General features: G+C 61.6%; 18 protein-coding genes. 7 read left to right on the top strand and 11 right to left on the bottom strand.

Annotated features, from left to right (window positions below; translation table 11 throughout):
• The 5 genes from AC1RRE_RS07240 to AC1RRE_RS07220 form a co-directional block, all read right to left on the bottom strand.
• A complete protein-coding gene (locus AC1RRE_RS07240) occupies window positions 1-954 on the bottom strand; it encodes an ABC transporter permease (protein ID WP_492980443.1) in 954 nt (317 codons plus the stop codon).
• A 67-nt stretch (window positions 955-1,021) separates the two neighbouring features.
• Window positions 1,022-2,635: an ABC transporter substrate-binding protein gene (locus AC1RRE_RS07235; protein WP_492980442.1), complete on the bottom strand. Its 1,614-nt coding sequence runs from the start codon at window positions 2,633-2,635 to the stop codon at window positions 1,022-1,024.
• 179 nt (window positions 2,636-2,814) lie between these two features.
• On the bottom strand, window positions 2,815-4,239 hold the full coding sequence (locus AC1RRE_RS07230) for an amidase (RefSeq protein ID WP_492980441.1): 1,425 nt from the start codon (window positions 4,237-4,239) through the stop codon (window positions 2,815-2,817).
• Window positions 4,236-4,496 carry a hypothetical protein gene (locus tag AC1RRE_RS07225; RefSeq protein ID WP_492980440.1) on the bottom strand — a complete coding sequence of 87 codons (261 nt, stop codon included), beginning with the start codon at window positions 4,494-4,496 and terminating at the stop codon, window positions 4,236-4,238. Before AC1RRE_RS07225 ends, AC1RRE_RS07230 begins: the two co-directional genes overlap by 4 nt.
• A complete protein-coding gene (locus AC1RRE_RS07220) occupies window positions 4,493-5,452 on the bottom strand; it encodes an N-carbamoyl-D-amino-acid hydrolase (protein ID WP_492980439.1) in 960 nt (319 codons plus the stop codon). The genes AC1RRE_RS07225 and AC1RRE_RS07220 overlap by 4 nt, the downstream gene beginning before the upstream one ends.
• A 212-nt stretch (window positions 5,453-5,664) precedes the next feature.
• Here AC1RRE_RS07220 and AC1RRE_RS07215 point away from each other — a divergent pair, with 212 nt between their 5' ends.
• From AC1RRE_RS07215 to AC1RRE_RS07205, 3 genes are all read left to right on the top strand, one after another.
• Window positions 5,665-6,837 carry a fumarylacetoacetate hydrolase family protein gene (locus AC1RRE_RS07215; protein ID WP_492980438.1) on the top strand — a complete coding sequence of 391 codons (1,173 nt, stop codon included), beginning with the start codon at window positions 5,665-5,667 and terminating at the stop codon, window positions 6,835-6,837.
• A 30-nt stretch (window positions 6,838-6,867) separates the two neighbouring features.
• Window positions 6,868-8,397, top strand: coding sequence for a UxaA family hydrolase (locus AC1RRE_RS07210; RefSeq protein WP_492980437.1), 1,530 nt, complete (start codon window positions 6,868-6,870; stop codon window positions 8,395-8,397).
• 118 nt (window positions 8,398-8,515) lie between these two features.
• A complete protein-coding gene (locus AC1RRE_RS07205; RefSeq protein ID WP_492980436.1) occupies window positions 8,516-9,289 on the top strand; it encodes an FkbM family methyltransferase in 774 nt (257 codons plus the stop codon).
• A gap of 15 nt (window positions 9,290-9,304) precedes the next feature.
• Here AC1RRE_RS07205 and AC1RRE_RS07200 read toward each other — a convergent pair whose 3' ends face one another.
• The gene (locus tag AC1RRE_RS07200) at window positions 9,305-10,489 is read right to left on the bottom strand and encodes a glycosyltransferase (RefSeq protein WP_492980435.1); all 1,185 of its coding nucleotides are present in this window, start codon (window positions 10,487-10,489) and stop codon (window positions 9,305-9,307) included.
• A 247-nt stretch (window positions 10,490-10,736) separates the two neighbouring features.
• Here AC1RRE_RS07200 and AC1RRE_RS07195 point away from each other — a divergent pair, with 247 nt between their 5' ends.
• Genes AC1RRE_RS07195 through AC1RRE_RS07180 form a run of 4 tightly spaced genes read left to right on the top strand, consistent with a single transcriptional unit; the run spans window position 10,737 to window position 15,519 of the window.
• The gene (locus tag AC1RRE_RS07195; RefSeq protein WP_492980434.1) at window positions 10,737-11,921 is read left to right on the top strand and encodes a glycosyltransferase family 4 protein; all 1,185 of its coding nucleotides are present in this window, start codon (window positions 10,737-10,739) and stop codon (window positions 11,919-11,921) included.
• A 43-nt stretch (window positions 11,922-11,964) separates the two neighbouring features.
• The gene (gmd, locus tag AC1RRE_RS07190) at window positions 11,965-13,041 is read left to right on the top strand and encodes a GDP-mannose 4,6-dehydratase (protein ID WP_492980433.1); all 1,077 of its coding nucleotides are present in this window, start codon (window positions 11,965-11,967) and stop codon (window positions 13,039-13,041) included.
• Complete coding sequence (gene fcl, locus AC1RRE_RS07185; RefSeq protein ID WP_492980432.1) at window positions 13,034-14,002, top strand: GDP-L-fucose synthase; 969 nt, start codon at window positions 13,034-13,036, stop codon at window positions 14,000-14,002. The genes gmd and fcl overlap by 8 nt, the downstream gene beginning before the upstream one ends.
• Window positions 13,999-15,519 carry a lipopolysaccharide biosynthesis protein gene (locus AC1RRE_RS07180; protein WP_492980431.1) on the top strand — a complete coding sequence of 507 codons (1,521 nt, stop codon included), beginning with the start codon at window positions 13,999-14,001 and terminating at the stop codon, window positions 15,517-15,519. The genes fcl and AC1RRE_RS07180 overlap by 4 nt, the downstream gene beginning before the upstream one ends.
• Before the next feature lie 12 nt (window positions 15,520-15,531).
• Here AC1RRE_RS07180 and AC1RRE_RS07175 read toward each other — a convergent pair whose 3' ends face one another.
• From AC1RRE_RS07175 to AC1RRE_RS07155, 5 genes are all read right to left on the bottom strand, one after another.
• Window positions 15,532-16,689, bottom strand: coding sequence for a glycosyl hydrolase family 28-related protein (locus AC1RRE_RS07175; protein WP_492980430.1), 1,158 nt, complete (start codon window positions 16,687-16,689; stop codon window positions 15,532-15,534).
• Between the two features lie 107 nt (window positions 16,690-16,796).
• Window positions 16,797-18,179 (bottom strand): hypothetical protein, encoded by a 1,383-nt coding sequence (locus AC1RRE_RS07170; RefSeq protein ID WP_492980429.1) that lies wholly within the window; start codon window positions 18,177-18,179, stop codon window positions 16,797-16,799.
• Window positions 18,179-19,285: a glycosyltransferase gene (locus AC1RRE_RS07165; protein ID WP_492980428.1), complete on the bottom strand. Its 1,107-nt coding sequence runs from the start codon at window positions 19,283-19,285 to the stop codon at window positions 18,179-18,181. The genes AC1RRE_RS07170 and AC1RRE_RS07165 overlap by 1 nt, the downstream gene beginning before the upstream one ends.
• 102 nt (window positions 19,286-19,387) lie before the next feature.
• Window positions 19,388-20,971, bottom strand: a complete 1,584-nt coding sequence (locus AC1RRE_RS07160) for an undecaprenyl-phosphate glucose phosphotransferase (protein WP_492980427.1) — start codon at window positions 20,969-20,971, stop codon at window positions 19,388-19,390.
• Between the two features lie 133 nt (window positions 20,972-21,104).
• On the bottom strand, window positions 21,105-23,564 hold the full coding sequence (locus tag AC1RRE_RS07155; RefSeq protein ID WP_492980426.1) for a glycosyltransferase: 2,460 nt from the start codon (window positions 23,562-23,564) through the stop codon (window positions 21,105-21,107).

Raw genomic sequence — 23,564 nt, 5'->3', positions numbered from 1 at the left:
TCAACTCCGCTGGATGCGCGGGTCGAGCGCCGTCTGCAGCACGTCGACCAGAAGGTTCAGCATGACGAAGAACATCGCCAGCACCAGGATGGTGCCCTGCAGCAGCGGCAGATCGCGCTGGAAGATGGCGGCATTCAACAGGAAACCGGTACCCGGCCAGGAGAAGACCGTCTCGATCAGGATCGAACCCCCGAGCAGGTAGCCCAGCTGCAACCCCATGACGGCCAGTGCTGTCGGGGCCGTATTCTTCACCACATGGCGGAAGATGCCGCGATCCATCAGGCCCTTGGCGCCGAGCGCCTGGACGAATTCCTGCGACAGGATTTCAGCGACTAGCGCGCGGATGGTACGGGCGATGACGCCCATCGGGATCACCGACATGGTGACCGCCGGCAGGATCAAGTGGCGGATATGCGCCCAATCCCAGGACCAGTCCATCGAGCCACCCGGTCCCGCGCCGGTGGCCGGCAACCAGCTGAGCTGCACGGAAAACAGGATCACCAGCACCATGCCGAGCCAGTAATGCGGCACGCTGACGCCGAGGACCGAAAGGAATGAGGCAATGCGGTCGATAACAGAGTCGCGGAAATAACCGGCGACAAAGCCGAACAGCGCACCGAAGAAGAAGCCGATCATGGTAGCGACGGCCGCCAGCATCAAGGTATTGCCCACGGCGCGCGACACTTCGGTAAGAACGGCGCGGCCAGTGGCGATCGAGACGCCCAGATCGCCAACCAGAACCTTACCGAGCCAGATGACGTATTGCACCGGCAGCGGCTTGTCGAAGCCGTAGATCACCCGCATCTCGGCCTGCAGCTCGGCTGTCGCATCCACCGGCAGGACAGCGGTGAGCGGATCGCCCGGCGTGATATGCACCAGCATGAAGCAGACGAGACTGACGCCGAAGGCGACAGGCAGGACATAGATCAGCCGTTTGATGGCATAAATCAGCATGGGGCGCCGGTTCTAAAAGATAAGAGAAAGGCCGGCCCTGCTGGTCAGGGCCAGCCGTCAACTCACGTCACTTGGTCATCGTGATAGGCGAGAAGTCCTGGAACCAGTTCTGCGCCTGCACGAAGCCCTTGACCTTCGAGGTCATGGCACGCGGATTCACGTCATGGGTGATCATCAGGAAGATGGCGTCATCCACATACTTCTCGTGAATCTTCTGCATCACCTTGGTCTGGCCGGCCGGATCGAAGGTGTTGCGCACCTCGTCAAACAGCTTGTCCATGTCCGGATCGCAGTAATGGCCCCAGTTGGTGCCGGCCGGCGGCGCCAGGTTGCACTGCAGATGGCGGATGACGCCGGTGAAGGGGTCCTGGATGAAGTAGCTGTAGTTCATCGCCGTACCGCCGCGCGAGCTCTCATGCTTGGAGCCGGCGCGCCAGATGTTGATCAGCGTGTTCCACTCGACCACCTCGAACTCGATCTTCAGGCCGATTTCCGCCAGGTTCTGCTGAACGAATTCGTTCATCGGCAGCGGCAGCATCTGGCCCGAGCCCGAGGGCGAGATCAGCACCTTGGCGGTCAGCGGCTTTTCCGGGCCAAAGCCGGCTTCCTTCATCAACTTCTTGGCTTCGACCAGATCGGTCTTGACCTTGAAGCTGGGATTACCGAACCACTGGTGGCCCGGCGGGAAGAAGCCGGTGGCCGGGATCATCAGCCCACTCAGCAGTTCCTTCATGCCTTCGCGATCGACGGCCAGGTTGGCGGCCTTGCGCACACGGATGTCGTTCCACGGCGAACCCTCGGCGCGCGACAGATGCCAGGTCCAGTTATGCGGATAGGCATTGGTGATGATGGTGAAGCCGCCGCTCTTCAGCGAGGCGACCGTGTCCGGCGCCGGAGCCTCGATCCAGTCGACCTGGCCGGACCGCAGCGCGGCGACGCGGGCGTTCGGCTCGGGCAGCGGGATCACGACCAGCTTGTCGAGCTTCGGCACGCGGGCCTTATCCCAGTAATCCGCATTCGGCACCATTTCAGCGCGCTCGCGCGGTACGAAGGCGGTCAACTTCCACGGGCCGGTGCCGGACGGGGTCTTGGCAAATTCGTCCCAGGTCTTGACCTTCTCGAACTGCGCCTTGGACGAGAACATGATCCAGGCCAGCTGGTAAGGCAGCGTGGCATCCGGGCTCTTGGTGATGATTTCCAGCGTCAGCTTGTCCACCGCCTTGTAGCTGGCGATTGCCGGGATGCGCGAACGGCCTTGCGCCGACTGGCGCGGATCGAACTGCGGGGCATCCTTGTTCAGCAGCTTTTCAAAGTTCCAGACGGCGACTTCGGCGGTCCATTCGCTGCCGTCATGGAATTTCACGCCAGGACGCAGCTTGAAGGTCCACTTGGTCTTGTCGGTGGCATCGGTGCCCCAGCTCTCGGCGAGGCCCGCGACCAGATCAGAGGGTTTGTCGGACTTACTCAGGTCCCAGTTCACGAGGGCGTCATAGATGGTATAGCCCATGAACCGCATGCCTTCGCCGCCATTGTCGGTCTGGCCGGTGGTCAGCGGGATGTCGGAGGCGGTCATGCCGATGCGCAGCACGCCCTGCGCCAGCGCGGGCGCCGCCGTAAGGCCACCCAAGGCCGCAGCCGTGAGCAGGCCGAGAAGCGTCGTGGAAACTTTTTTGCAGGCCATGGTCTTCACCCCAGGTTGGAAGATGGGGATGAAGACGCAAGGTCCATGCCACGAACGAAGAACTTGATTCTACGCACACAAATGAGAACGCCATCGGGCGCTGCTTATATGGAATCCAGTGTTGCCCGGAAAATAAGCAGCGCCCGACAGGCGAGATTGGTTACGCGCAGTGGTTCAGCTTACCGCGGGATCCGGTCATAGGTCGGCTGTTTCGCTTCAAAAGCACCACCGAGTCGATACAGCATCGCTTCATCAAACGGCTTGCCGATCAGCTGGAAGCCAACCGGCATTCCGCCACGCACGAAACCGGCCGGCACCGTCATCGAGGGCAGGCCGAGATAGTTGATCGGGCGGGTGAGCCGCGTGAGCGAGGCGATGGTCTTGGCAGCTTCAGGCTTTCCGGCCACATCTGTCTCGGCAATCGTCGGTGCCGGCTTGTCGGCGACGGGCGCAAAGACTGCATCGGCACCGTTCATGGCCTTCAGAAATGCCGACGTCGCCTCACTGCGCCAGCGCTGCGAGTCGATATAGTCCACCGCACTCAGGGCCAAACCGTTTTCCAGACGCCCACGCACCTGATCGCCATACAGGTTGGGCCGGGTGCGCAGCCAGGATGCATGCAATGCCGCGGCTTCAGCCGAGATCATTACAAATGAGGCTGCCGTGATCATCTCCATGTCGGGCGGCGTCATCTCGACGACCTTCACACCCAGTTTGGCAAAGACCTTCAGCGCACCCTCCAGCAGTTCGGCACTGGGCTTGTTCAGCTTGTCCCAGAAATAGCGGCGCGGCACGGCAATCTTCAGGCCGCGGACGGTGCCCGATTGCACCGCCTTCACATAGGTATCAACCGGGCGGGCGCTGGCCGTGGGATCACGCGGATCGGCGCCGGCCAGGATTTCCATCAGCAAGGCGCTGTCTTCCACGCGACGTGTAAGCGGCCCCACCGTATCCAGTGAATAGCTGAGCGGCATGGCAGCGGCACGGCTGACCCGCCCCCAGGTTGGCTTCATGCCGACCAGACCGCAGTAATGTGCGGGCTGGCGGATCGAGCCACCGGTATCGGAGCCTAAGGCACCGAACACCATGCGGGCGGCCACGGCCGCGGCCGACCCGCTGGATGACCCACCGGTGATGCGGTCAGTGTTCCATGGATTATGGGCATGGCCATAATGATAGTTGTGGCCGGTCGGACCGAAGGCAAATTCCGCCATGTTGAGACGGCCCAGATCGAGTGCACCCTCAGCGTCCAGGCGCTGCAATGCCGTGGCGGTCTCGGTCGCCTTCCAGTGCCGGCGGATGGCCGAGCCGCAGGAGCTTTCCTTGCCAGCACGATAATACATGTCCTTGTGCGCCAGCGGCACGCCCGCCACACGGCCGAGCTTCACACCGCGCTTGCGCGCACGGTCCACCGCCTTGGCCGCCTTCAGTGCTGCATCCGCTTCCAGCTTCAGGAAGGCATTGGTCTTGGGCTGCCATTCAGCAATGCGCGCAAGACTGGCTTCGGTCAGGGCTTGGGCGGTTACCTGCCCCTTGGCGACGGCACGGGCAGCCTCGGCCAGGCCCAGATTGATCAAAGCAATATCCGATGTCTTCTTGCTCACTTGCGGCCGCCTTTCATCGCGGTCTTTTCCAGTGTCTGCGGAAACAGGCCTGGTTCGCGCTCGAACGCCAGCTTGTGGGCTACGGTGCGGAATTTTGCAACGGCGACGCCAAGGCTGCCGGCGATGATATCGGCACGGCCGGGACGCAGTTGCACGCCAGCCTCGGCGAACAGACCGGCCACCAGCGGTGGCGGCAGGGCAGCGGCTGGTTTTGCCGGCGGAGTGATCGGTGTAACGACGGCTTTCTTCGGTTTCATGGCGGCGGCTCGGCTCCCTTGCGCGCGGTGATCAGCCCATAATGCTGCGGCATGCGATGAACTGCAAAGTTGAAAGTGGTGGTTTTGTAGCTGACGCAGGCATCAAGGTCGCAAACCGCCACCGCCAGCTCGTCGCCCTCACCCCGCGTCGCCGCAACCGTCATGCCCGAGGGCGCGATGATCTGCGTGCCGGCAATCATCGGCACACCCTCCTCGTTGCCAGCCTTGGCGACGCCGACAACCCAACAACCGTTCTGATAGGCGCCGGCCTGCATGACCAGTTGATTATGGAACAATGAATGCGCGTTATGATCGGGCGCAGGCGGGTTATGCACTGGCGTGTTGTAGCCAAGCAGGATCATCTCGGCACCTTGCAGGCCCATCATGCGATAGGTCTCGGGCCAACGCCGGTCATTGCAGATACACATGCCGAGGATGCCGCCAAAACCGCGCCAGACTTTGAAACCTGTATCGCTGATATCGAAATAGCGCTTCTCCAGATGCTGGAATTCACGCCAAGGCTCATGCTCGGCATGGCCCGGCAGATGCACTTTGCGGTACTTACCGATGATCGCACCATCCTTGCCGACCAGGATGAAGGTATTGAAATGCTGTCCCTCCGGTGTCAACTCGGCATAGCCGAGTGAAAACCCTAGTCCCAGCCACCGCGCCTCGTCGAATAGCGGCTGCGTGGCTGGCCCCGGCATCTCACGCTCGAAGAAACTGTCGATTTCGGCCTGATCGGTCATGAACCAGCGCGGGAAGAAAGTCGTCAACGCCAGTTCCGGAAAGACGACCAGATCACACCCCATCCGTTTGGCCTCGCGCAGATGCCCGATCAGGCGCTCCACCACCCGAGGCCGTGTTTCGCTGCGGGCAATGGGACCAAGCTGGGCCGCGCCCACCGTGATCAGGCGCGTCATGTCATGCCCCTTGCGGTTGAGACCGGATCTCATGCCGAAAGCACATGAATGAGCAGAAACGCGGAAGACATGGATCCGATCTTTGTATGCCGGTCCTGAACAAGCAAGGAGCCTGCCAGCGCGCCGCGACCATGAAAGCTGGTTCTGCGGCAGTGCAGCACAGGTGATGATGATCAAAGCCTATGCAGATGCCCGCCTTCCGGGCTTAAATCGCAGCACCGTATTGCCCACTCAGGACACCGATCATGCAAGACACTGTGCTGGCCGCCTGCCTGCCCGAGGATCACCAGCAAGCCACGCTGGTCGGTCGCGCCTGGATTGCCGGCAATCCCGCAGGCCCCGTGGTTGCGGCCTTGCGTGGCGAGGATGTCGTCGATCTCTCTGCACTTGCCGCGACCAGCAGCGAACTGCTTGATCTCGACCAGCCGGCCACTGCTGTGGCCAAAGCAATCAAGGCTGCCCCCCGCATCGGCGCGCTGGCTGACCTCTTGAAGAATACCGCGACGCTGACTGCGCCCTACCTGCTGCCGCCCTGCGATCTACAGGCTGTGAAGGCTGCCGGGGTCACCTTCGCCGACAGCCTGATCGAACGCGTGATCGAGGAACAGATTCGCGGCGATGCCAGCCGTGCCGATGCCGTACGCGCCGAGATCGCCGCCGCCATGGGCGGCGAACTGGCCCGCATCAAGCCCGGCTCGCCCGAAGCCATGCGCCTGCGGGAGACATTGATCAAGCGTGGCGGCTGGTCGCAGTATCTGGAAGTCGGCATCGGGCCCGACGCCGAGATATTCACCAAATGTCAGCCCATGGCCTCGGTCGGCACCGGAATGCCTGTCGGCATCCATCCGGACTCGACCTGGAACAACCCCGAGCCGGAAGTCGTGCTGGCACTGAACAGCCATGGCAAGATCGTCGGCGCCACATTGGGCAACGATGTGAACCTGCGCGATGTGGAAGGCCGCAGCGCGCTGCTTCTGGGCCGGGCCAAGGACAACAATGCATCATCCGCGATTGGCCCGTTCATCCGTCTTTTCGACAATCATTTCACGCTTGACGACCTGCGCCGGGTCGAGGTCAGCCTGGTGATCGAGGGACAGGATAATTTCCGCCTGGAAGCCAGTTCGCATCTGGCCCGCATCAGCCGCGACCTGCCCGATCTTGCCGGCCAGGCCTTCGGCAACAGCCATCAGTATCCCGATGGCGCGATGCTCTATACCGGCACGATGTTTGCGCCGATCCAGGATCGCGGCGCACCGGGTATGGGCTTCACACACAAGCCCGGCGACGTGGTGATCATCCGCTCGCCCCGTCTGGGTGGCCTGGTCAACCGGGTCGAGACCTGCGACCGCCTGCCACCCTGGACCTTTGGCAGCCGGGCGCTGATGCGTAATCTCGCGCAGCGCGGCCTGTTACGCTAAACTGTCTGCATAAGTCCGTGGGAGGACATCATGCTGGATCGGGTATCGGCGGTCATCCGCCTGAACGAAAACGATAATGTGGTCGTGGCGCGGGCCGAACTGCAGCCCGGCATGAGTGTGGAAGGCGGCAATGTCACCTGCCGCAGCATCATTCCTGCCGGCCACAAGGTCGCCACAGCCCCGATCGCGCAGGGCGAAGCCATCCGCAAATACAACCAGATCATCGGCTTCGCCTCCATGCCGATCGAGCCCGGCCAGCATGTGCACAGCCACAACATGGTGATGGGCGATTTTGATCGCGACTATGCCTACGGCGCCGACATGCGCCCGACGCTTTATATCCCCGAAGATCAGCGCGCCACCTTCCAGGGCTACATGCGCGACAATGGCAAGGCCGGCACACGCAACTATCTGGGCGTGATCACCAGCGTGAACTGCTCCGCCACCGTGGCCAAGTATATCGCCGACTATTTCAAGGGTGATGCCCTGCGTGACTATCCCAATATCGACGGCGTGGTCGCCATCGTGCATGGCACCGGCTGCGGCATGGCCGACAAGGGCGAAGGTTATGGAAACCTGCAGCGCACGCTCTGGGGCTATGCCCAGCATGTGAATTTCGCGGGCGTGATGATGCTCGGCCTAGGCTGTGAAGTGGCGCAGATCGACTTCATGATGGAAGCCCAGGGCCTGAAGCACAGCCCGCGCCTGAAGAGCATGACAATCCAGGACAGCGGTGGCACCCGCAAGACGGTGGAGCGCGGCATAGCACAGCTGAAGGAAATGCTGCCTGATGCGAATGCCATCCAGCGCCAAACCGTGCCGGCCTCACATCTGACGTTGTGCCTGCAATGCGGCGGTTCGGACGGCTATTCCGGCATCACCGCCAATCCGGCTCTGGGCGCAGCCGCCGATCTGCTGGTTCGCCATGGCGGCACGGCCATCTTGAGCGAGACGCCGGAAATCTACGGTGCCGAGCATCTGCTGACCCGCCGCGCCGAAAACCGCGAGATCGGCGAGAAGCTGATTTCGCGTATCCGCTGGTGGGAGGAATACTGCAAAAGCAATGGCGGCTCGATGGACAACAATCCCTCGCCCGGCAACAAGAAGGGTGGTTTGACCACCATTCTGGAGAAGTCGCTGGGCGCAGCTGCCAAGGGTGGTACCACCAATCTGCGCGGCGTCTACAAATATGCCGAACCGGTGGATACCAAGGGCTTCGTCTTCATGGACACCCCCGGCTATGACCCCTGCTCGGCGACCGGACAGATTGCGGGCGGTGGCAACATCATCTGTTTCACCACCGGCCGCGGCTCGGTCTTCGGGGCCAAGCCGGTGCCTTCAATCAAGCTGGCGACCAACTCAGCCATGTATCGCCGCATGGAAGAGGATATGGACATCAACTGTGGCGCCATCCTGGACGAAGGCATCAGCGTGCCGCAGATGGGCCAGCAGATTTTCGACAAGATCATCTCAGTGGCTTCGGGCCAACAATCAAAGAGTGAAGAACTGGGCTTCGGGGATGCCGAATTTGTGCCCTGGCAGATCGGCGCCACAATGTAGCCACATCGGCGGAACCCCGCCGTTTCCGCCCCAGGCAAGCCACCGAATGGTCACTTCCCATTCGGGATGCGCCTCGCGATGCTGATGGCTTCCCGCCACTCAGCCACAGGCCCCCTCCATGCTTCGCCCTGTCAAAAACTGGATTCGAAACACTTCCCGTGCGATGGGCTATGACATCGTGCCGCTGCGTGATGTGAAGGACCGCGATTTCGCGATCCATCTGGGGCAGCTGTTCCGCTTCCTGAAAATCGATTGCGTGCTGGATGTTGGGGCCAATACCGGCCAGTACCACGATTTCCTGCGCGACAAGGTCGGCTACCAAGGCCTGATCATCTCCTTCGAGCCGGTCAGCCGGAATGTCGCCACCCTGCAGCAGCGTCGCTTAAATGATCCACACTGGGAGATTGTTGGCCATGCCCTGGGCCGCAATCGCGGCTCACTGCCCATCCATGTGATGAAATCCGACCAGTTCAGCTCCTTCCTGACACCGGATAATTCCGCCGTGCCGGAATTCAACGGCCTGAACGAAGCCAGCCATACCGAAATCGTCGCCGTGCACCGTCTGGATGAAATCCTGCCCGAACTGCAGCGCCGCCACGGCTTCCACAATGTCTATTTGAAGCTGGATACCCAGGGCTTCGATCTGGAGGTTCTGGGCGGTGCCACGGCAATCCTGCCGAACATCTCCGCCCTGCAGAGCGAAGCCTCGATCATCAATATCTACGAAGGCATGCCGGGCTACATGGATACGATCAAATACCTGAACAATGCCGGTTTCGATATCTCGGGCCTTTATCCGATCAGCCGCGATCCGGGCATGCGCCTGATTGAATTCGATTGCGTAATGGTCAATCGCAGCACCGCACGGGATCAGGCCAGAATGTCTGCCTGATCGCAGGCCATCTGATTATTCCGCTGCGGCCTGATACTCGACACGATCGATCCGCCGTAGCAGCTCGGTCGTATCATCGCCGGCAACGAAGCCGCTGCTGGGCGTATCCAGAAGTCGCTGTTGCGTTTCATCATATTCAGTCTGCGTCAGCGTGAGAAAAAATCGCACGAGCGCGTCTTCGTAGGGCTCCTCGAAACTCCACCCCACTTTCGCTTCATCCACCAGTCGCCCTACTTCAAAGCCACGTGCGGTAAGACAGGGCACACCGAAATAACCGGCCTCGTAGAACCGGCAGGGCAGTAACCAGCGGGAATTATGCGCCGTGTGCTCCAGATCGATGGCCCAGGCGAAATCAATATCACCATAAACATCAGGAAGATCGCGGGGATTCACATAGTCTCCGTCGTAGACCAGGTTATCCAACCGGGCAATCGCATCCATCAGGTAACGACGGTCCACCGTGGTGAAGATGCCGCGAAAGCGAAACAGCACCAGCCCCTGCAGGCGTTCGGCCAACCGGATAATCAGATCGATGGTGTCGCGACCGCGGATGAGGCCGCAATACCCCACCACCCAGCGGTAGCGCTCACGTCCCGCCACACCACGCTTTTCCACCGGCCGGATGCCGGTGACCAGCGGTACATTGGCCGGCAGCTTGTTTTCCAGCAAAAACCAGGCGCCGTCATAGCCTTGCAGCGGCTTGAAATAATGTCGGAGAAATCCGGGAGATGACACCACCAGAAGATCCGTGCGACGCAAACCGAAGCGTTCCAGTGCCCGCAGCAGGCGTGCCCGCCAGCCATCACCGACAAAGGCCGGCTGGACATCAAGAATCTCATAAATCAGTCGCGCGGATTTTCTCGCAAACAGACGCGCAAAAATTGCCAGCAGCAGTTGGTCAAGATTGCGGGCATAGAGAACTTCGGCTGTCTTGAGTTTCCGGTACTGGGCCAGAACGCGCGGGAATGCGCCCAGAAGGGCAGCGACCCGCTGCAGGTACCGGAAATCATACGTCCGCCCCAGATAGATGTAAGGCCAGGACGGCTCATAGCCGCGATTGTAATTGTCGCGGCGAAAGCCAAAGACCTGCAGCTGGTAGCCATGCGCCAGAAACGCCTCAGCGCGCTTGACGGTGCTCACATCACTGACATCGGGCGCGAAAAACACCACAGATTTTTTCTTGCGGACATGGCTGTGCATGCCTGTCTCCAGATAGCGGACATTCGGTCTTGTTGCTTTGCGATAATAGGGATGCCGTGCTGGGCAAAGGTGTGATCAATCTGTGCTTGAAACGGCCACAAAAACGCCACGTTTCCGCATCTTCCGCCTACAGAAACATACCATTTTGCAGTGCAGTTGGCGGTCACAGGTTGATCACTGGTGATCCGGGAATGAGTGAGCTTGCATACGCTTACGTTTCCTCCTTTCCCGAATCAGGTTTTGAACCGTGAGCACGACTGCCGCCGAGGCGACACGAAGCGCCAACGAACACTTCGGTATTCCACATGCGGGGACGCGTCGTTTCGAGCGCGTCGCTGTCAGCAGCATTTTCGGCGATCCCATGGATCGCCGCACCTGGTCGGCCGCGCCTTACAATGTGGCGCGCGGTCTGCAGGAGCGTGGCATCGCCGTGGAAGGCATCCATTCTGGCGGCCCGAAGAGTGAGCGCGGACTGCTGGCGCTGCAGTACATGATGAAGGGCTATGGCCGTCCACGCACCAGCGAGGCCGTCCTGCGCATGCGCGCATCCCGCGAGAAGGCAGCCGGCCGGCTGGCCGAAATCGCCCGCCGGCGCCGCATCCGCCACATCCTGCATACCGGTACGCTCGACCTACCGCCAGCTGACCTTGATGACGGCGTCAAACATTACCTCTACTGCGATCACGACTGGGCCCTGTCGCTGCAACATCGTACCGACATGACGGGATACAGCCGCCGCGCGCTCGAGGCCTTCGAACTGCTGGAGCGCGAGGCGCTGGCCAGTGTGGAGCATGTCTTCACCTTTGGTGCCTATGTCCGCGACCACCTGATCGCGCATTACGGCCTGTCACCCGAGAAGGTCACCGTGGTGGGCTCCGGCATGGGACAGATCGAACCCTACGACCAGCCCAAGACCTATGACCGGCCAAACCTGCTGTTCGTCGCCAAGCATATATTTGCAGCCAAGGGCGGCCTGCTGCTGCTCGAAGCCTTCCGTCTGGCGCAGCGTGAGCGGCCGGAACTGACGCTATCCATCGTGGGCGACGAACGCAGCCGCAGCTTGGTGCCGGATCTCCCGAACGTGCACTTCCATGCCCATCTGCCCTGGCGGGAATTGCAACGGCTGTTCCGCACATCGACGCTGCTGACTCAGCCAATGCTGAACGATCCCTGGGGCCAGGTTTACCTGGAGGCCATGCTGTCGCGCACGCCCGTCGTCGGCCTGCGTCGCAACGGCCTGCCGGAAATCACTGAACACGGCCGCCATGGCTTCCTCGCCGATCGCGCAGAACCCGAAGCGCTGGCTGCCGTCATTCTCGACGCATTGTCCGATCCTGACCGCCTCTACGAGATGGGCTGGAGCGGCCAGCAGCATGTCCTGTCGTCCTATTCCTGGGACGCCGTGGCCGACCGCATCGCCTTTACAGCCTGACCTGACTCCCCTCCCCGCAGACACCCAACAGAAGGAAACCCCCATGTCGAACAAAACGGCTCTGATCACCGGTGCCACCGGCCAGGATGGCGCCTATCTCTCCGAGCTTCTTCTGGAAAAGGGCTACACGGTCCATGGCGTCAAGCGGCGCTCTTCCTCAATCAACACCCGTCGCGTCGACCACCTGTATCGCGATCCGCATGAGGAAAACGTGCGCTTCTTCCTGCATTACGGCGACATGACGGATTCGTCCAACCTGATCCGCCTGATCCAGGAAACCCAGCCCGACGAAATCTACAATCTGGCGGCGCAGAGCCATGTGCAGGTCAGCTTCGAGACACCGGAATATACCGCCAATACCGATGCCATCGGCACGCTACGCCTGCTGGAAGCAATCCGCATCCTGAAACTGGAGGACAAGGCCCGCTTCTACCAGGCCTCGACATCGGAGCTGTATGGCAAGGTGCAGGAAATCCCGCAGCGCGAGACCACGCCATTCTACCCACGCAGCCCCTATGCCGCCGCCAAGCTCTATGCCTACTGGATCACGCTGAATTACCGCGAGGCCTATAACATGCATGCCTCGAACGGCATCCTGTTCAATCACGAAAGCCCGATCCGCGGCGAAACCTTCGTCACCCGCAAGATCACCCGCGCCGTGGCCGCCATTGAAAGTGGCATACAAAATCGCCTGTATCTCGGCAACATCGATTCCAAGCGCGATTGGGGCCACGCCCGCGACTATGTCGAAGGCATGTGGATGATCCTGCAGCAGGACAAGCCCGACGATTATGTGCTTGCCACCGGTGAAGTGCATAGCGTGCGCGAGTTTGTCGAACTGGCTTTCAACAAGATCAACCGCCCGATCGAGTGGGACGGCAAGGGCGTCGATGAAAAGGGCTATTGCAGCAAGAGCGGCGATATCCTGGTCGCAGTAGACCCTGAATACTATCGCCCGACCGAGGTCGACTTCCTGCTCGGTAGCCCCGACAAGGCCTGGCGCCAGCTCGGCTGGCAGCACAAGACCAGTTTCGAACAGCTGGTCACCGAGATGGTCGAAGCCGATCGCGCGGCTTTGAAGCAGAACCATGACGGAGCCGGAGTGCTGACCTATGCATAAACAGACCACCTACTCTCTGGCCGGCAAGCGCATCTGGGTTGCCGGCCATCGCGGCCTGGTCGGCTCGGCCGTCGCTCGTCGCTTGCAGGAAGAGGATTGCGAAATCCTGATGGCACCCCGCCAGCAGCTCGACCTGCGCAACCCGGAGTCCGTGAATATCTGGCTCCGGGAAACCCGGCCGCATGCGGTGATCGTAGCAGCCGCCAAGGTCGGTGGCATCCATGCCAATGACACCCGGCCGGCTGAATTCCTCTATGACAACCTCATGATCGAGGCCAATATCATCGAAGCCTCGAAGCAGTATGGCGTCGAGAAGCTGCTGTTCCTGGGTTCGTCCTGCATCTATCCCCGCATGGCGCCGCAGCCGATTCCGGAATCGGCCCTGCTGACCGGGCCGCTGGAACCGACCAACGAATGGTATGCCATCGCCAAGATTGCCGGCATCAAGCTCTGTCAGGCCTATCGCAAGCAGTATGACTGCGACTTCATCTCGGCCATGCCGACCAATCTCTATGGGCCGGGCGATAATTTCGATGTCATGCAGGGTCATGTCATTCCGGCACTGATGTCGAAAATCCATCGTGCCAAGGAAACCGGTGCCGAGGCCGTCGAAATCTGGGGCACCGGGAAGGCCATGCGTGAGTTCCTGTACGTGGACGATGCCGCTGATGGCATCGTACATCTGCTGAAGCATTACTCCGGCCATGATTTCGTCAATCTGGGCACCGGGTTTGAAATCTCGATCCGCGATCTTGCCGGCCTGATGTGCCGGGTCATGGGCTATCGGGGCAAGCTGGCCTTCGATACCAGCAAGCCAGACGGCACACCTCGCAAGGTGATCGACACCACGCGGTTGCGCGAACTGGGATGGCAGGCCGGTACCAGCCTCGAAGCTGGCCTGGCCACGACCTACCAATGGTACCTGAATCATCATCTGAGCGGGCTGCGGGCAATCGCTTGAGTGACGCTCCCTCCATTGATCCACTGGCTACCGATCATCTCGAGACCGATCTGGGCCGGCGCAGCCTTCGTGGTGCCCTGATCTCCTTCGGGAGTCAGGGCATCCGCTTTGCCGCCCAGTTCGGCGGCACCATTATCCTCGCCCGTCTGCTGCCACCTCATGCCTTCGGCCTGATCGCAATGATCGCAGCGCTCACCGTGCTGCTGGATCTGGTGAAGGAACTGGGCCTCTCAGCTGCCACTATCCAGCGTCCGAATATCACGCAGGAACAGGTTTCCACTCTCTTCTGGATCAACACTGCTTTTGGCCTAGGCCTTGCTGGACTGCTGGTACTGGCGGCACCTACCATTGCGCATTTCTACGGCGAACCTGAATTGGCGATGATCACCTGTTGGCTTGCCGCCGGCTTTGCCTTGAGCGGTCCCGCCATCCAGCACTGGGCGCTGCTGCGCCGCCAAATGCGTTTTGCCGCCATCGCCGGCATCGAGACCGGCGCGGAACTGGTTGGCATGGCGCTGGCGATCTGGCTGGCGCTGGACGGCTGGAGCTACTGGGCGCTGGTAGCACAGCGTCTCACCGTTCCCGGCATCACACTGATCGCCACCTGGCTGCTCTGCCCCTGGCGCCCCGGTCTGCCCAGCCGTCAGGCCGACCTTCGCGATTTCGTCCGCTTTGGCGCATCGGTAACCGGCTTCAACCTCATGACGGCGGCATCACGCAGCCTGGATCAGGTGCTGATCGGTTGGCTCTGGGGGCCGGCGCTTCTCGGCTTCTATGAACGCGCCGCCAAGCTGGTGCTGGTGCCGGTCAACAACATCAACGCACCACTCTATGCCGTCGCCATGCCAGCCCTGAGCCGTCTGGACGGCCAACCCGAACGTTATCGTGCGGCCTTCCTGCTGATTCTGGAAAAATTCGCCATGGTGACCATGCCGCCAGCTGCGTTGGCTATGGTCACGGCTGACTGGGTGGTGGCCGTCCTGTTCGGACCGCAATGGCATGAGGCCACCGGCTTTGTGGCCTGCTTCTCTGCCGCGGCTATCACCCTGCCGATCACCCTTGCCATCGGCCTGCTGTACCAGTCACAGAACCGTCCAGGCGAACTGCTGCGCGCCGCCCTGATCGATTCTCTGCTGGTCGCGGCCGCCATCCTGATCGGCCTGCCCTTCGGCCCGCTGGGGATTGCCATGGCCTATGCCGTCGCAGGGCTGGTAGCGCGCCTGCCGATGGCCTGCTGGCTTGGCGGCCGCCAGGGTCCGGTCACCATGCGTGACATGCTGCCGGCGATCCTGCCGGCACTGGGCGCCGCTGGCGTCACGGCTGGTGGCATCCTGCTGCTGCGCATGAGCGGCGCCATCGGCCAGCATGGCCCACTGGGCAATCTTGCGATTGCCGGGCTGCTTGGCATCCTGATGATCTTCGGGTGTTTCCTGGCCATTCCGCGGAGCCGGCGCGCGTTGGGCTTCCTTTGGCACCTGCCACAGCGGCTGCGTCACGGGCCGGTTTCGCCCAGTTAAAGAATGACCGGGCTAGACGCCCACGACACTGCCGTCCTCATCCCGCTCCGGCCGGCCCTTCTTGATCCGCAGACGACCCTGGCGGTCCACCCACAGACGAAAGTCACCAAGCTGCATCAGGTTGCGGCTCTGCCAGCCGCCGCCGCAACGCAGGCCCACGCCCTCGCTGCCCATCTCGGTGGCCTCGAAACCGCCATCGCAGGTCAGCGCCCCGCTGCATCCGATCACAGTCGCGGCACTGCGCGGATCGCCGCGCAAGGTGGCAAGACCGGCACCGGCCGCCTTGGCATCGCCACTGCCGCTGCAACCCACCATCACCAGCCGTCCGGTCAGCGTGGCGCGCAGCAAGCCCGTCTGCTTGAACATCGAATAAGCGGTGCAGCCGACCACGGTGCCAAAGCCCTGCAACCAGATGCCGGTATCGCCATGGCTGAAATCCGATACGCCTTCGTGATTGTTCTCGAAACCACAACTGGTCAGCAGCGTGCAGCCATTCTCGGCCACCAGTCCGAATTTCTTGTTCAGCAGAAAATAGCTGCCATGGAAACTGACGTCGTAGCAGCCATCCAGCAGTGCCGCGCCATGCACTCCATTCTCGCCGAACACGCCGCCGATCACCCGCACAGCCGACAGGATGCCCTTCCCGCCAGCCTCATGGTGAAAAGCGGCGCCATGCCCCTTGTTGCCGCGGAAGTAGCAGTTGATCAGCTGGCCCTCGAAAACATTGCCGGTCAGCTGACAGCCATTCTTGCCGCAGCCCTGTATCACCAGATCGCGCAGGCAGAAATTATAGAGGAAATTCTTGTTGCCATTGCAGACCAGCCGGATGCCGTGGCCATCACGGCCACTGCCGTGGATATCCAATCCATGGATCAGCAGAAACCGGAAGGTCGACTGACTGTTCACTTCCAGAACCGAGTCACCATTCTCGATGGCAGATATGATCCGTGCACCCAGGCCGAAGATCCCCGACTGCCGGGTCACGTTGCCCGTCGGCGCAATCCGCAGTGTCCGCGTGATACGGTACTGGCCTGGCGGGATCAACAGGATGCCGCCATCCTTCTGCGCAAAGGCCGCGTCCAGTCCGGCTTGCAGTGCCGCCGTATCATCGGCCACGCCATCACCGATCACGCCATGATCGGCGGCCGATACCAGCTTGCCGAAGGGCATTGACGAAGCCGTTGGGGTCGCTTGCACAGAGGGCATCCCCATGCCGGCCGCGAGTGCCAGCCCGCCACCCAGGGCGAGAAGATCTCGACGCGGAACGGCAGGACCGGTCATGGCTGCAACAGCGGCCGTACCCCACGCAGGCTGCGTGCGTGACGTATCTTTGCCTTCAGGAGCGGTTCGGCCGGCACCTGGGGATTGATGCTTGGCACTGGAACGCGCTGGTGCAGGATGGCCAGCGCCGCGGCCAGCAGCAGGACGACCCAGGTCTTCGGACTGACATAGGCGCCCGAAGCCTGGCCGAACACGGCCCAGACGATCCAGCAGAAGAAAATATTCGGTGTTCCAAGGCTCCGCAGCCACAGCGACAGCCCACCCAGCAGAACTACGCCCCAGACCAGGCCAAGGTAAATCCAGTGCAGCCAGAAATAGTTGGTCAGCACCTCGGAAATCTTGTTGATGCGCCAGCCAGCCGAGAAGTGGGAGGACTTGACGAAGACATTCAATACCAGGTCGGCAATATAAGGCTCGCTGGTCAGGCCCGCCCCCGCCCAAGGGTAATGCTTCACCACTTCCATGGCCACCAGGGCCGGGCCAATCACACGGTAGAAGAAGCTGGGATCGTTGCCGCGCGTGATATCGCCCAGGCGTTCGGCATAGATGGTGGCGCCGACCAGCGCGAATACGACCAGCAGGGTGCCGCCGAAGACCAGAATGGCGACCCGGTAGCCCGAGCCAAACTGCCCGATCGGCGGTGTCGACGGGAGGACGAAGAAATAATAAGGCGGCAGCAGCAGCAGCGAGAGCAACAGCGTCGGGCCCGGCATGGCCACAATGCCGGCAGCCAGCAGGCCCAGAAAGATGATCAATTTATGACGATGTTGGGATATCACGAACCAGGCAAAGGTGAACAGCGTGTACCCGAAGGTCACCGCCGAAGGTTCGGAAGTGAACAGCTTGGGGCGCACCTTGCCATAAAGCAGTTCGTCGCGCCGGTCCGAGTCATAGATGCCGGAATCATAAATCTTCTGGCGCACGGCATCGCTGACCACATCCAGACCGGCATAGCTCTCCAGCAGACTGCCCACGAGGATGAAAAGGCTGAATCCAAAAAACAGGGTTGTGAGCTGCTTGCGACTGGCCTGCAGCATGGTCAGGAACATGGCGTAGCCGATCACGAAGGAATATGTGATCTGGATAATGCCATTGAAGCGTTTTGGCAGGTTCGCCACGTTGGTGGCCGAGAGGCTGGCTGCAACATACAGCAGGATAATGCACAGGATTGCGGCCAGATGGGCTGGCTGTATCTGGTCGCGACGCCGCCAGAGCATGATGATGCCAACAATGCCAGAGGGCGCTGCCGGGAATGGTACCTTGTCGGTGACGGCAATCGACACGCCGAGATAAATTCCGACGAAGAAGATGACGAGCAACATCATATCGACGCCGCTCAAGCGCGGCTCCGATATGATGTTCAGGTTGATGGTTTTCATCAGGCTGCCATCGCCGTCATTAAAGCCTCGCCACGGCTTGTCCAGTCGAAGCGGTCGCGACAGGCGTCATAGGCCCGTTCCTGCAGGCTGTTGAGCCGGTCGCAATCGTCCATCACCTGCAGAACGCCGCGCGCCAGCGCTTCGTAATCCTCATATAGCAGGATGCTGTCATCCTGGCGCAGCGGCACGCCGGACACGGAACCGTCCAGGGCCAGAATCGGCATGCGGTTGAAGATGTAATCCAGAACCTTCAGCTTGAAACCGCCGCCATGACGTTCCGCCACCAGGGCGATACGCGCCTCCTCCATGAAGCTTGGCACCTTGTCGACCGGACCGGTGAATTCCGTCGCCAGCGCCTTGCGCCGCATCTGGCTCAGGAACCCCGCCTCGGCGCTGCCGATAACCTGCAGTTCCGCACCCTGTGCAGCAAACATCGGATCGGCGATGGCGACGAACTGTTCCAGGTTCATGCGCTTGGCGATCCAGTCGAAACTGCCCACGATGATCGCACGCCGTGGTGTATCGGCGGTGATGCGCCGGCGATCCGTGCGGACACCGTCATAGCCAGGCGTCAGGACCTCGATGCGGCGGGCCGGATAGCGCGCGAGGTAGCGGGCCGCATCCTCGGCCGTGATGGCCGTAACCAGATCGACAGCATCGACCAGGGCATTCTCCAGGCGTGCCGCCTTCATGGCGTCGTATTGCAGCACCTGCCGTTTGAGGAAATTCTCCTGCTCCCGGGCCACTTCCCGGCGCAGGCTGGCCTCATGGTTATGCGACACATAAACCAGCTTTGGTCGCTGACTGCGGCTGGGATAGTGCCGCAGCACCGGGGCCAACGCCCAGCCGACCGACAGGCTGTCGAAGACAATGGCGTCCCAGCGCTCTTCCCGCAGTTTCAGAGACAGCAGGTGGCGCAAATCCGGGGTCCAGCTCCGGTCCGCCATATGAGGCAGCACCGAAATCAGGCTCTGGAAACTGGAACGGGGCTGGTGACCGGCCAGCCACCAATGCACCCCATGACCGTTCAACCGTCCGGCCGGACGCGGTGGTGAATCCGGACGCGCCAGTCCCAGGACATGCATATCGGCTCCGGCGGTCGTCATCGCATCGATGAGACCGCCGGAGTAGATGTATTGTCCGTTGTGACGCGGCTCAGGGTCCGCGAGGGTCAGCCAGAGACATCGCATAGAGGGTGGCTCGCCTTCTCAATAAGCCTTGGTTCCGGTGAATCCGCCAAAAACGGTGCGGATGATGATCTGAACGTCCAGAAGCAGGGACCAGTTCTTGATGTAATGAATATCGTGCTCCACGCGCTTGCGGATCTGCTCCACCGTTTCGGTTTCGCCCCGCCAGCCGTTGACCTGGGCCCAGCCGGTGATGCCCGGCTTCACGCGATGGCGCCAGTCGTAGTTCTGCACGGCATCCTGGTAGAGAACGCCGCCAGCCTTGCACAGGGTGGCATGGGGACGCGGTCCCACCACTGACATGTCGCCGAGCAGCACATTGAAGAACTGCGGCAGCTCGTCCAAGCTGGTGCGGCGGATGAAGGCACCAACGCGGGTTACCCGCGGATCGTTGCGGCGTGTCAGCTGGGTCGCGTTCGGGTCACTCGCCTCATGATACATACTGCGAAACTTGAAGACCTCGATCAGCTGGTTGTTCAGCCCGTAGCGCTTCTGCCGGAAGATGATTGGCCCCGGCGTCTCGAGCTTGATCGCGACGGCGATAGCTGCCAGCAACGGCGAGATCAGCACGATGATGGCCGCCGCGAAAAGACGATCCTCCAAGGTCTTCACCACGCCTTCCCAGTCGCGGAACATCCGGCGCTCGACACACATCAGCGGCACTCCGCAGAACAGGTCGGCCTTGTGGTCCTCCGACAGGTTCAGACCATAGGGATCAGGGCAGACGCAAACATCGACGGCGACACAGCGCAAACGCGCCATCGCTTCCTCCAGGCCATGACCATCGGTCATCGGTGTCGCGATCAGGACCATGTCGATCTTCCCGCGACGGATATCCTCGATCAGGTCATCGCCGTTGCCACGAACGATATGGCCGCGCCAACCGGCAGCCGACTGGGCCGGGCGGTCGTCGTAGAGGCCGACCATCACGGCATCCTTCTCGCGACGGCCGACAATACGACGTAGCAGGGCCTGACCAGCAGGACCGGCACCCAGAATGGCAACACGACGGCGCAGTCGCCCGGCCTTGCGCCAGTAATCCATCCGCATGGCAAGCGCACCTCGCCCCACCAGCGGCAGGAACAGGCCAATGGTGAACCAGAGCAGCAGCCAGACCCAATTATATTCGGCCCCGGCTCCACCGCTGGCGACGAGAGCCAGCGCCATCACCACGGCACTGGCGCCCCAGGCACCCAATACCCTCGTCCAAGCGACACTACGCTGCCGCAGGACCTCGATCCGGTAGCTGCCGGCCAGATGCAGGGTATTCATCGCCACCACCGCGCCGAACAGCGAAAGGACAATGTAATAGGAAGCCGTCATGGTCAGGTCGGGTGCGGCCAGCCCGAAGGCTGTAAGACCGGCAACCAAGATCACCACAGCGTCGTACCCGCGCAGCAGGCCGCTCACGATAGGCAGCGAGATCGGTGCCGTTGGTGCCCGCTCCAGCGGGCGATGGCCAACGCGGATAGTGCGAGCCGCCTGATCAGCGGCACGGCCCTGCGGTGACTGGGGATACGGTATCGCAACCGCAGCCTGCGTGGGCTTTCTGGAAGCCGCCTGCTGCTTGCTGGAGATCGAGCCCGACATAAGATCGAAGGACATGCGCTAGCTCCGTAATCGGCTTCACATCACGCTGGACATAACGTCCAGCTGTATCTGGTGTGATGATGCATAGAGAGCGAGCCTGGACTTGTGACCAAGCTGGGGTTGTTCGCGCCGCAGTGCAGCAATGCGACTAAGATATTCGCAGTGTGCCGAAAACCTGTTCAGCGAATGCCTGCGGTGTGTGCTGTGACACAAATGAGTCAGCGGTCTTCGCATCGTGAAAATTCTGTGGCCCTTGCGTGACCATGTCGGCAATGCCCCGTGCCAAACGCGCCGGATCAGTGGCATCAACCGCAAGGCCCAGCCGGTTATCCTGCACCAACCGCCCTACAAGGCCGTAATCCTGTGTCAGCAGCGGCTTGTGTGCTTGCGCAGCCCAGAGCAGAACGCCGCTGGAACCAACAAAGCGCTGATACGGTGCCAGCACGACGTCGCAGCGGCGCACCATGGCGGCGATTTCCATGCTGTCGAGCCAGCGATTTTCCAGATGCAGCCATAGGCCGGGACGGTCCTTCTTCAACCGCCCCAGACGTAATGACAGGTCGCGCTGGATATCTCCCGACACCTTGCCCGCCATGATGACGGCGACCTTCTCACATACCCTGGGGTCTAGCAGGCGCAAGGCATCGACCAGATGCAGAATACCCTTGCGCTCGGTCAGCACACCAAACAGCAGGAAAACCACCCTTCCCTCCGGCACCCGAACCGGGAGGCTGTCGTCATTGGCCGCAGGCGCCTTAACCGGAAAGACCGGATCGGGAACCGTACGCACCTTGTAGCCGCCCGCATAATGTTCGACTGCGTAATCGGGGAAAAACGGATCCAGGGTCAGCACCACCGATACGGCGGGATTGCGAAGCATGCCCCTGTACAGCAAATGCTTGCGCCAGTCGCGCAGGGTCTCGGCCGGAGTCGGGCGATACGGCGTCGGCCCCATGACATGGTAATGCACGGACGGGCGGAACAGGATGCCGCCGAGCTTTGCCCTGCCCGCTCCCAGGCCGAGGCCGAGCGGCAGGGACAGGTGATCCAGCGACAGGAAATATCCGAACTCCGCTCCGGTGCGGCGCAGATAACGTCGCATCACCCACCAGCGCGCCAGGCCGCTGAGGGCCAGCCGGCGATGAGTGCAGTACTTACGCTCTTGCGCGGTGAGTTCGATGAAGCGAACGCGACGACGCAATCCGGGTGGAAGGCTGGTCGACAGCCGCATCCGCAATGCTGGCGGCAGAACCAGCCAGATACGGTCGACATTCTGCTGCCGACTCAGGTGGTGCAACAGATGCTGCAGCCATTCTTCGGGGTGGCCGTCCTGGTCAGGCTCGAGGATCAGGAGGTCACGCTGCGCCCGCTCCTCGACATCGCCCTCCCGGCTGAGCAATGTGAGCATGTGATCCAGATTATCGAGAACCAGCTTGCGGTCGTGATGACGTTCCACGTAGCGCCGGCCGCGCTCGCCCATCTCCTGGCGCAATCCGGCATCATCCAGCAGACGTTCAACCCCCTCAAGTAGGGCTGCCGGGTTGTCCGGCGGAACGCAGAGGAAAGCCTGACTCTCTGCCTGCAACGCCCAAAGTGCACTACCGGGCAGAGCCGTCGTTACGAAGCAGCGGCTGGCCGCCATGATATTGTAGATTTTCGAGGGCACGGCGAAGTTCGCGCCATCGGGCTTCTGCGGCACCAGATGGACATCGCCGGCGCCCAATGCCTCGCTTAGGCGTTCGCGTGGCAGCAGGTCTTCCAGACGTACGTTGGTCAGATTGCGCTCGGCAATCGCCGCAGCCAGCATGGCGCGTTCACCGCCGGCACCGCGCAGAATGAAGGTGACATCCGGGCGCTCCAGCTTCAGCCGCTCGGCCAGCGCCACAATCTGTTCCAACCCCTGCTTGCGGCCGAAATTGCCGCTATAGGCCAGCACAGGTCCCCGCCGCGCCGGAATCGGCATGGGCGTAATCGATTCGCTATCAATCCAGATGGGCAGCAATTCGGTTTTCGTCGTGACGCCCAGCAGGCGCAGCTCGATCGCCATCTCTTCCGACAGCACCAGAACCAGATCGACCCGGTTCAGCACCAGCCGTTCGCAGAAACGCATCAGCGTCACCAGCAGGCCAAACCGGACGATTCCGAGCCCCTGGGCCAGACCGGACTGGATGTCATGGACCAGCGCAACATGCCGGCCGCCGCGCGCGGTCGCCAAAATTCCGAGCAGGACCGTGAAGATCGAGGGACAGAGCGAGATCACCTCTTCATGCCGCTGCAACCGGCCGCGCAGCAGTGCCCAGATGCCACTGAACAGGAAAGCCAGCTCGGCAGCGATGCGCATCAGTGCCGACCGTTTCTGCGGCAGCCAGCTATGGACACGCTCGACCTTCACGCCGGAAATGGTCTGTTGCACCGGGGGGGCGTCATTGAAGGCCCGGTAATCGTCTGCGTCTGGGTAATGCGGCAGACCGGTGAGAACCGTCACCGGCCGGCCGCGCTCCACCAGCCCTTCGGCCATATCCGTGCAGAAGGGGCCGGACCCTATGACCTCGGGGGTATAATGCTGGGTGACCAGAAGAACCGGATCGCGCAGGTCGGCCTGCCGCAT

It is taken from the genome of Ferrovibrio sp. GW821-FHT12D07 (genome assembly GCF_058807275.1).
The sequence above is the reverse complement of the archived record's forward strand: the minus strand, read 5'-3'. Positions and strand labels throughout refer to the sequence as shown.

Coding starts and splice junctions, on each gene's coding strand:
- AC1RRE_RS07240 (WP_492980443.1), bottom strand. CDS start 954: ATGCTGATTTATGCCATCAAACGGCTGATCTATGTCCTGCCTGTCGCC.
- AC1RRE_RS07235 (WP_492980442.1), bottom strand. CDS start 2,635: ATGGCCTGCAAAAAAGTTTCCACGACGCTTCTCGGCCTGCTCACGGCT.
- AC1RRE_RS07225 (WP_492980440.1), bottom strand. CDS start 4,496: ATGAAACCGAAGAAAGCCGTCGTTACACCGATCACTCCGCCGGCAAAA.
- AC1RRE_RS07220 (WP_492980439.1), bottom strand. CDS start 5,452: ATGAGATCCGGTCTCAACCGCAAGGGGCATGACATGACGCGCCTGATC.
- AC1RRE_RS07215 (WP_492980438.1), top strand. CDS start 5,665: ATGCAAGACACTGTGCTGGCCGCCTGCCTGCCCGAGGATCACCAGCAA.
- AC1RRE_RS07210 (WP_492980437.1), top strand. CDS start 6,868: ATGCTGGATCGGGTATCGGCGGTCATCCGCCTGAACGAAAACGATAAT.
- AC1RRE_RS07205 (WP_492980436.1), top strand. CDS start 8,516: ATGCTTCGCCCTGTCAAAAACTGGATTCGAAACACTTCCCGTGCGATG.
- AC1RRE_RS07200 (WP_492980435.1), bottom strand. CDS start 10,489: ATGCACAGCCATGTCCGCAAGAAAAAATCTGTGGTGTTTTTCGCGCCC.
- gmd (WP_492980433.1), top strand. CDS start 11,965: ATGTCGAACAAAACGGCTCTGATCACCGGTGCCACCGGCCAGGATGGC.
- fcl (WP_492980432.1), top strand. CDS start 13,034: ATGCATAAACAGACCACCTACTCTCTGGCCGGCAAGCGCATCTGGGTT.
- AC1RRE_RS07175 (WP_492980430.1), bottom strand. CDS start 16,689: ATGCCCTTCGGCAAGCTGGTATCGGCCGCCGATCATGGCGTGATCGGT.
- AC1RRE_RS07170 (WP_492980429.1), bottom strand. CDS start 18,179: ATGAAAACCATCAACCTGAACATCATATCGGAGCCGCGCTTGAGCGGC.
- AC1RRE_RS07165 (WP_492980428.1), bottom strand. CDS start 19,285: ATGACGACCGCCGGAGCCGATATGCATGTCCTGGGACTGGCGCGTCCG.
- AC1RRE_RS07160 (WP_492980427.1), bottom strand. CDS start 20,971: ATGTCCTTCGATCTTATGTCGGGCTCGATCTCCAGCAAGCAGCAGGCG.
- AC1RRE_RS07155 (WP_492980426.1), bottom strand. CDS start 23,564: ATGCGGCAGGCCGACCTGCGCGATCCGGTTCTTCTGGTCACCCAGCAT.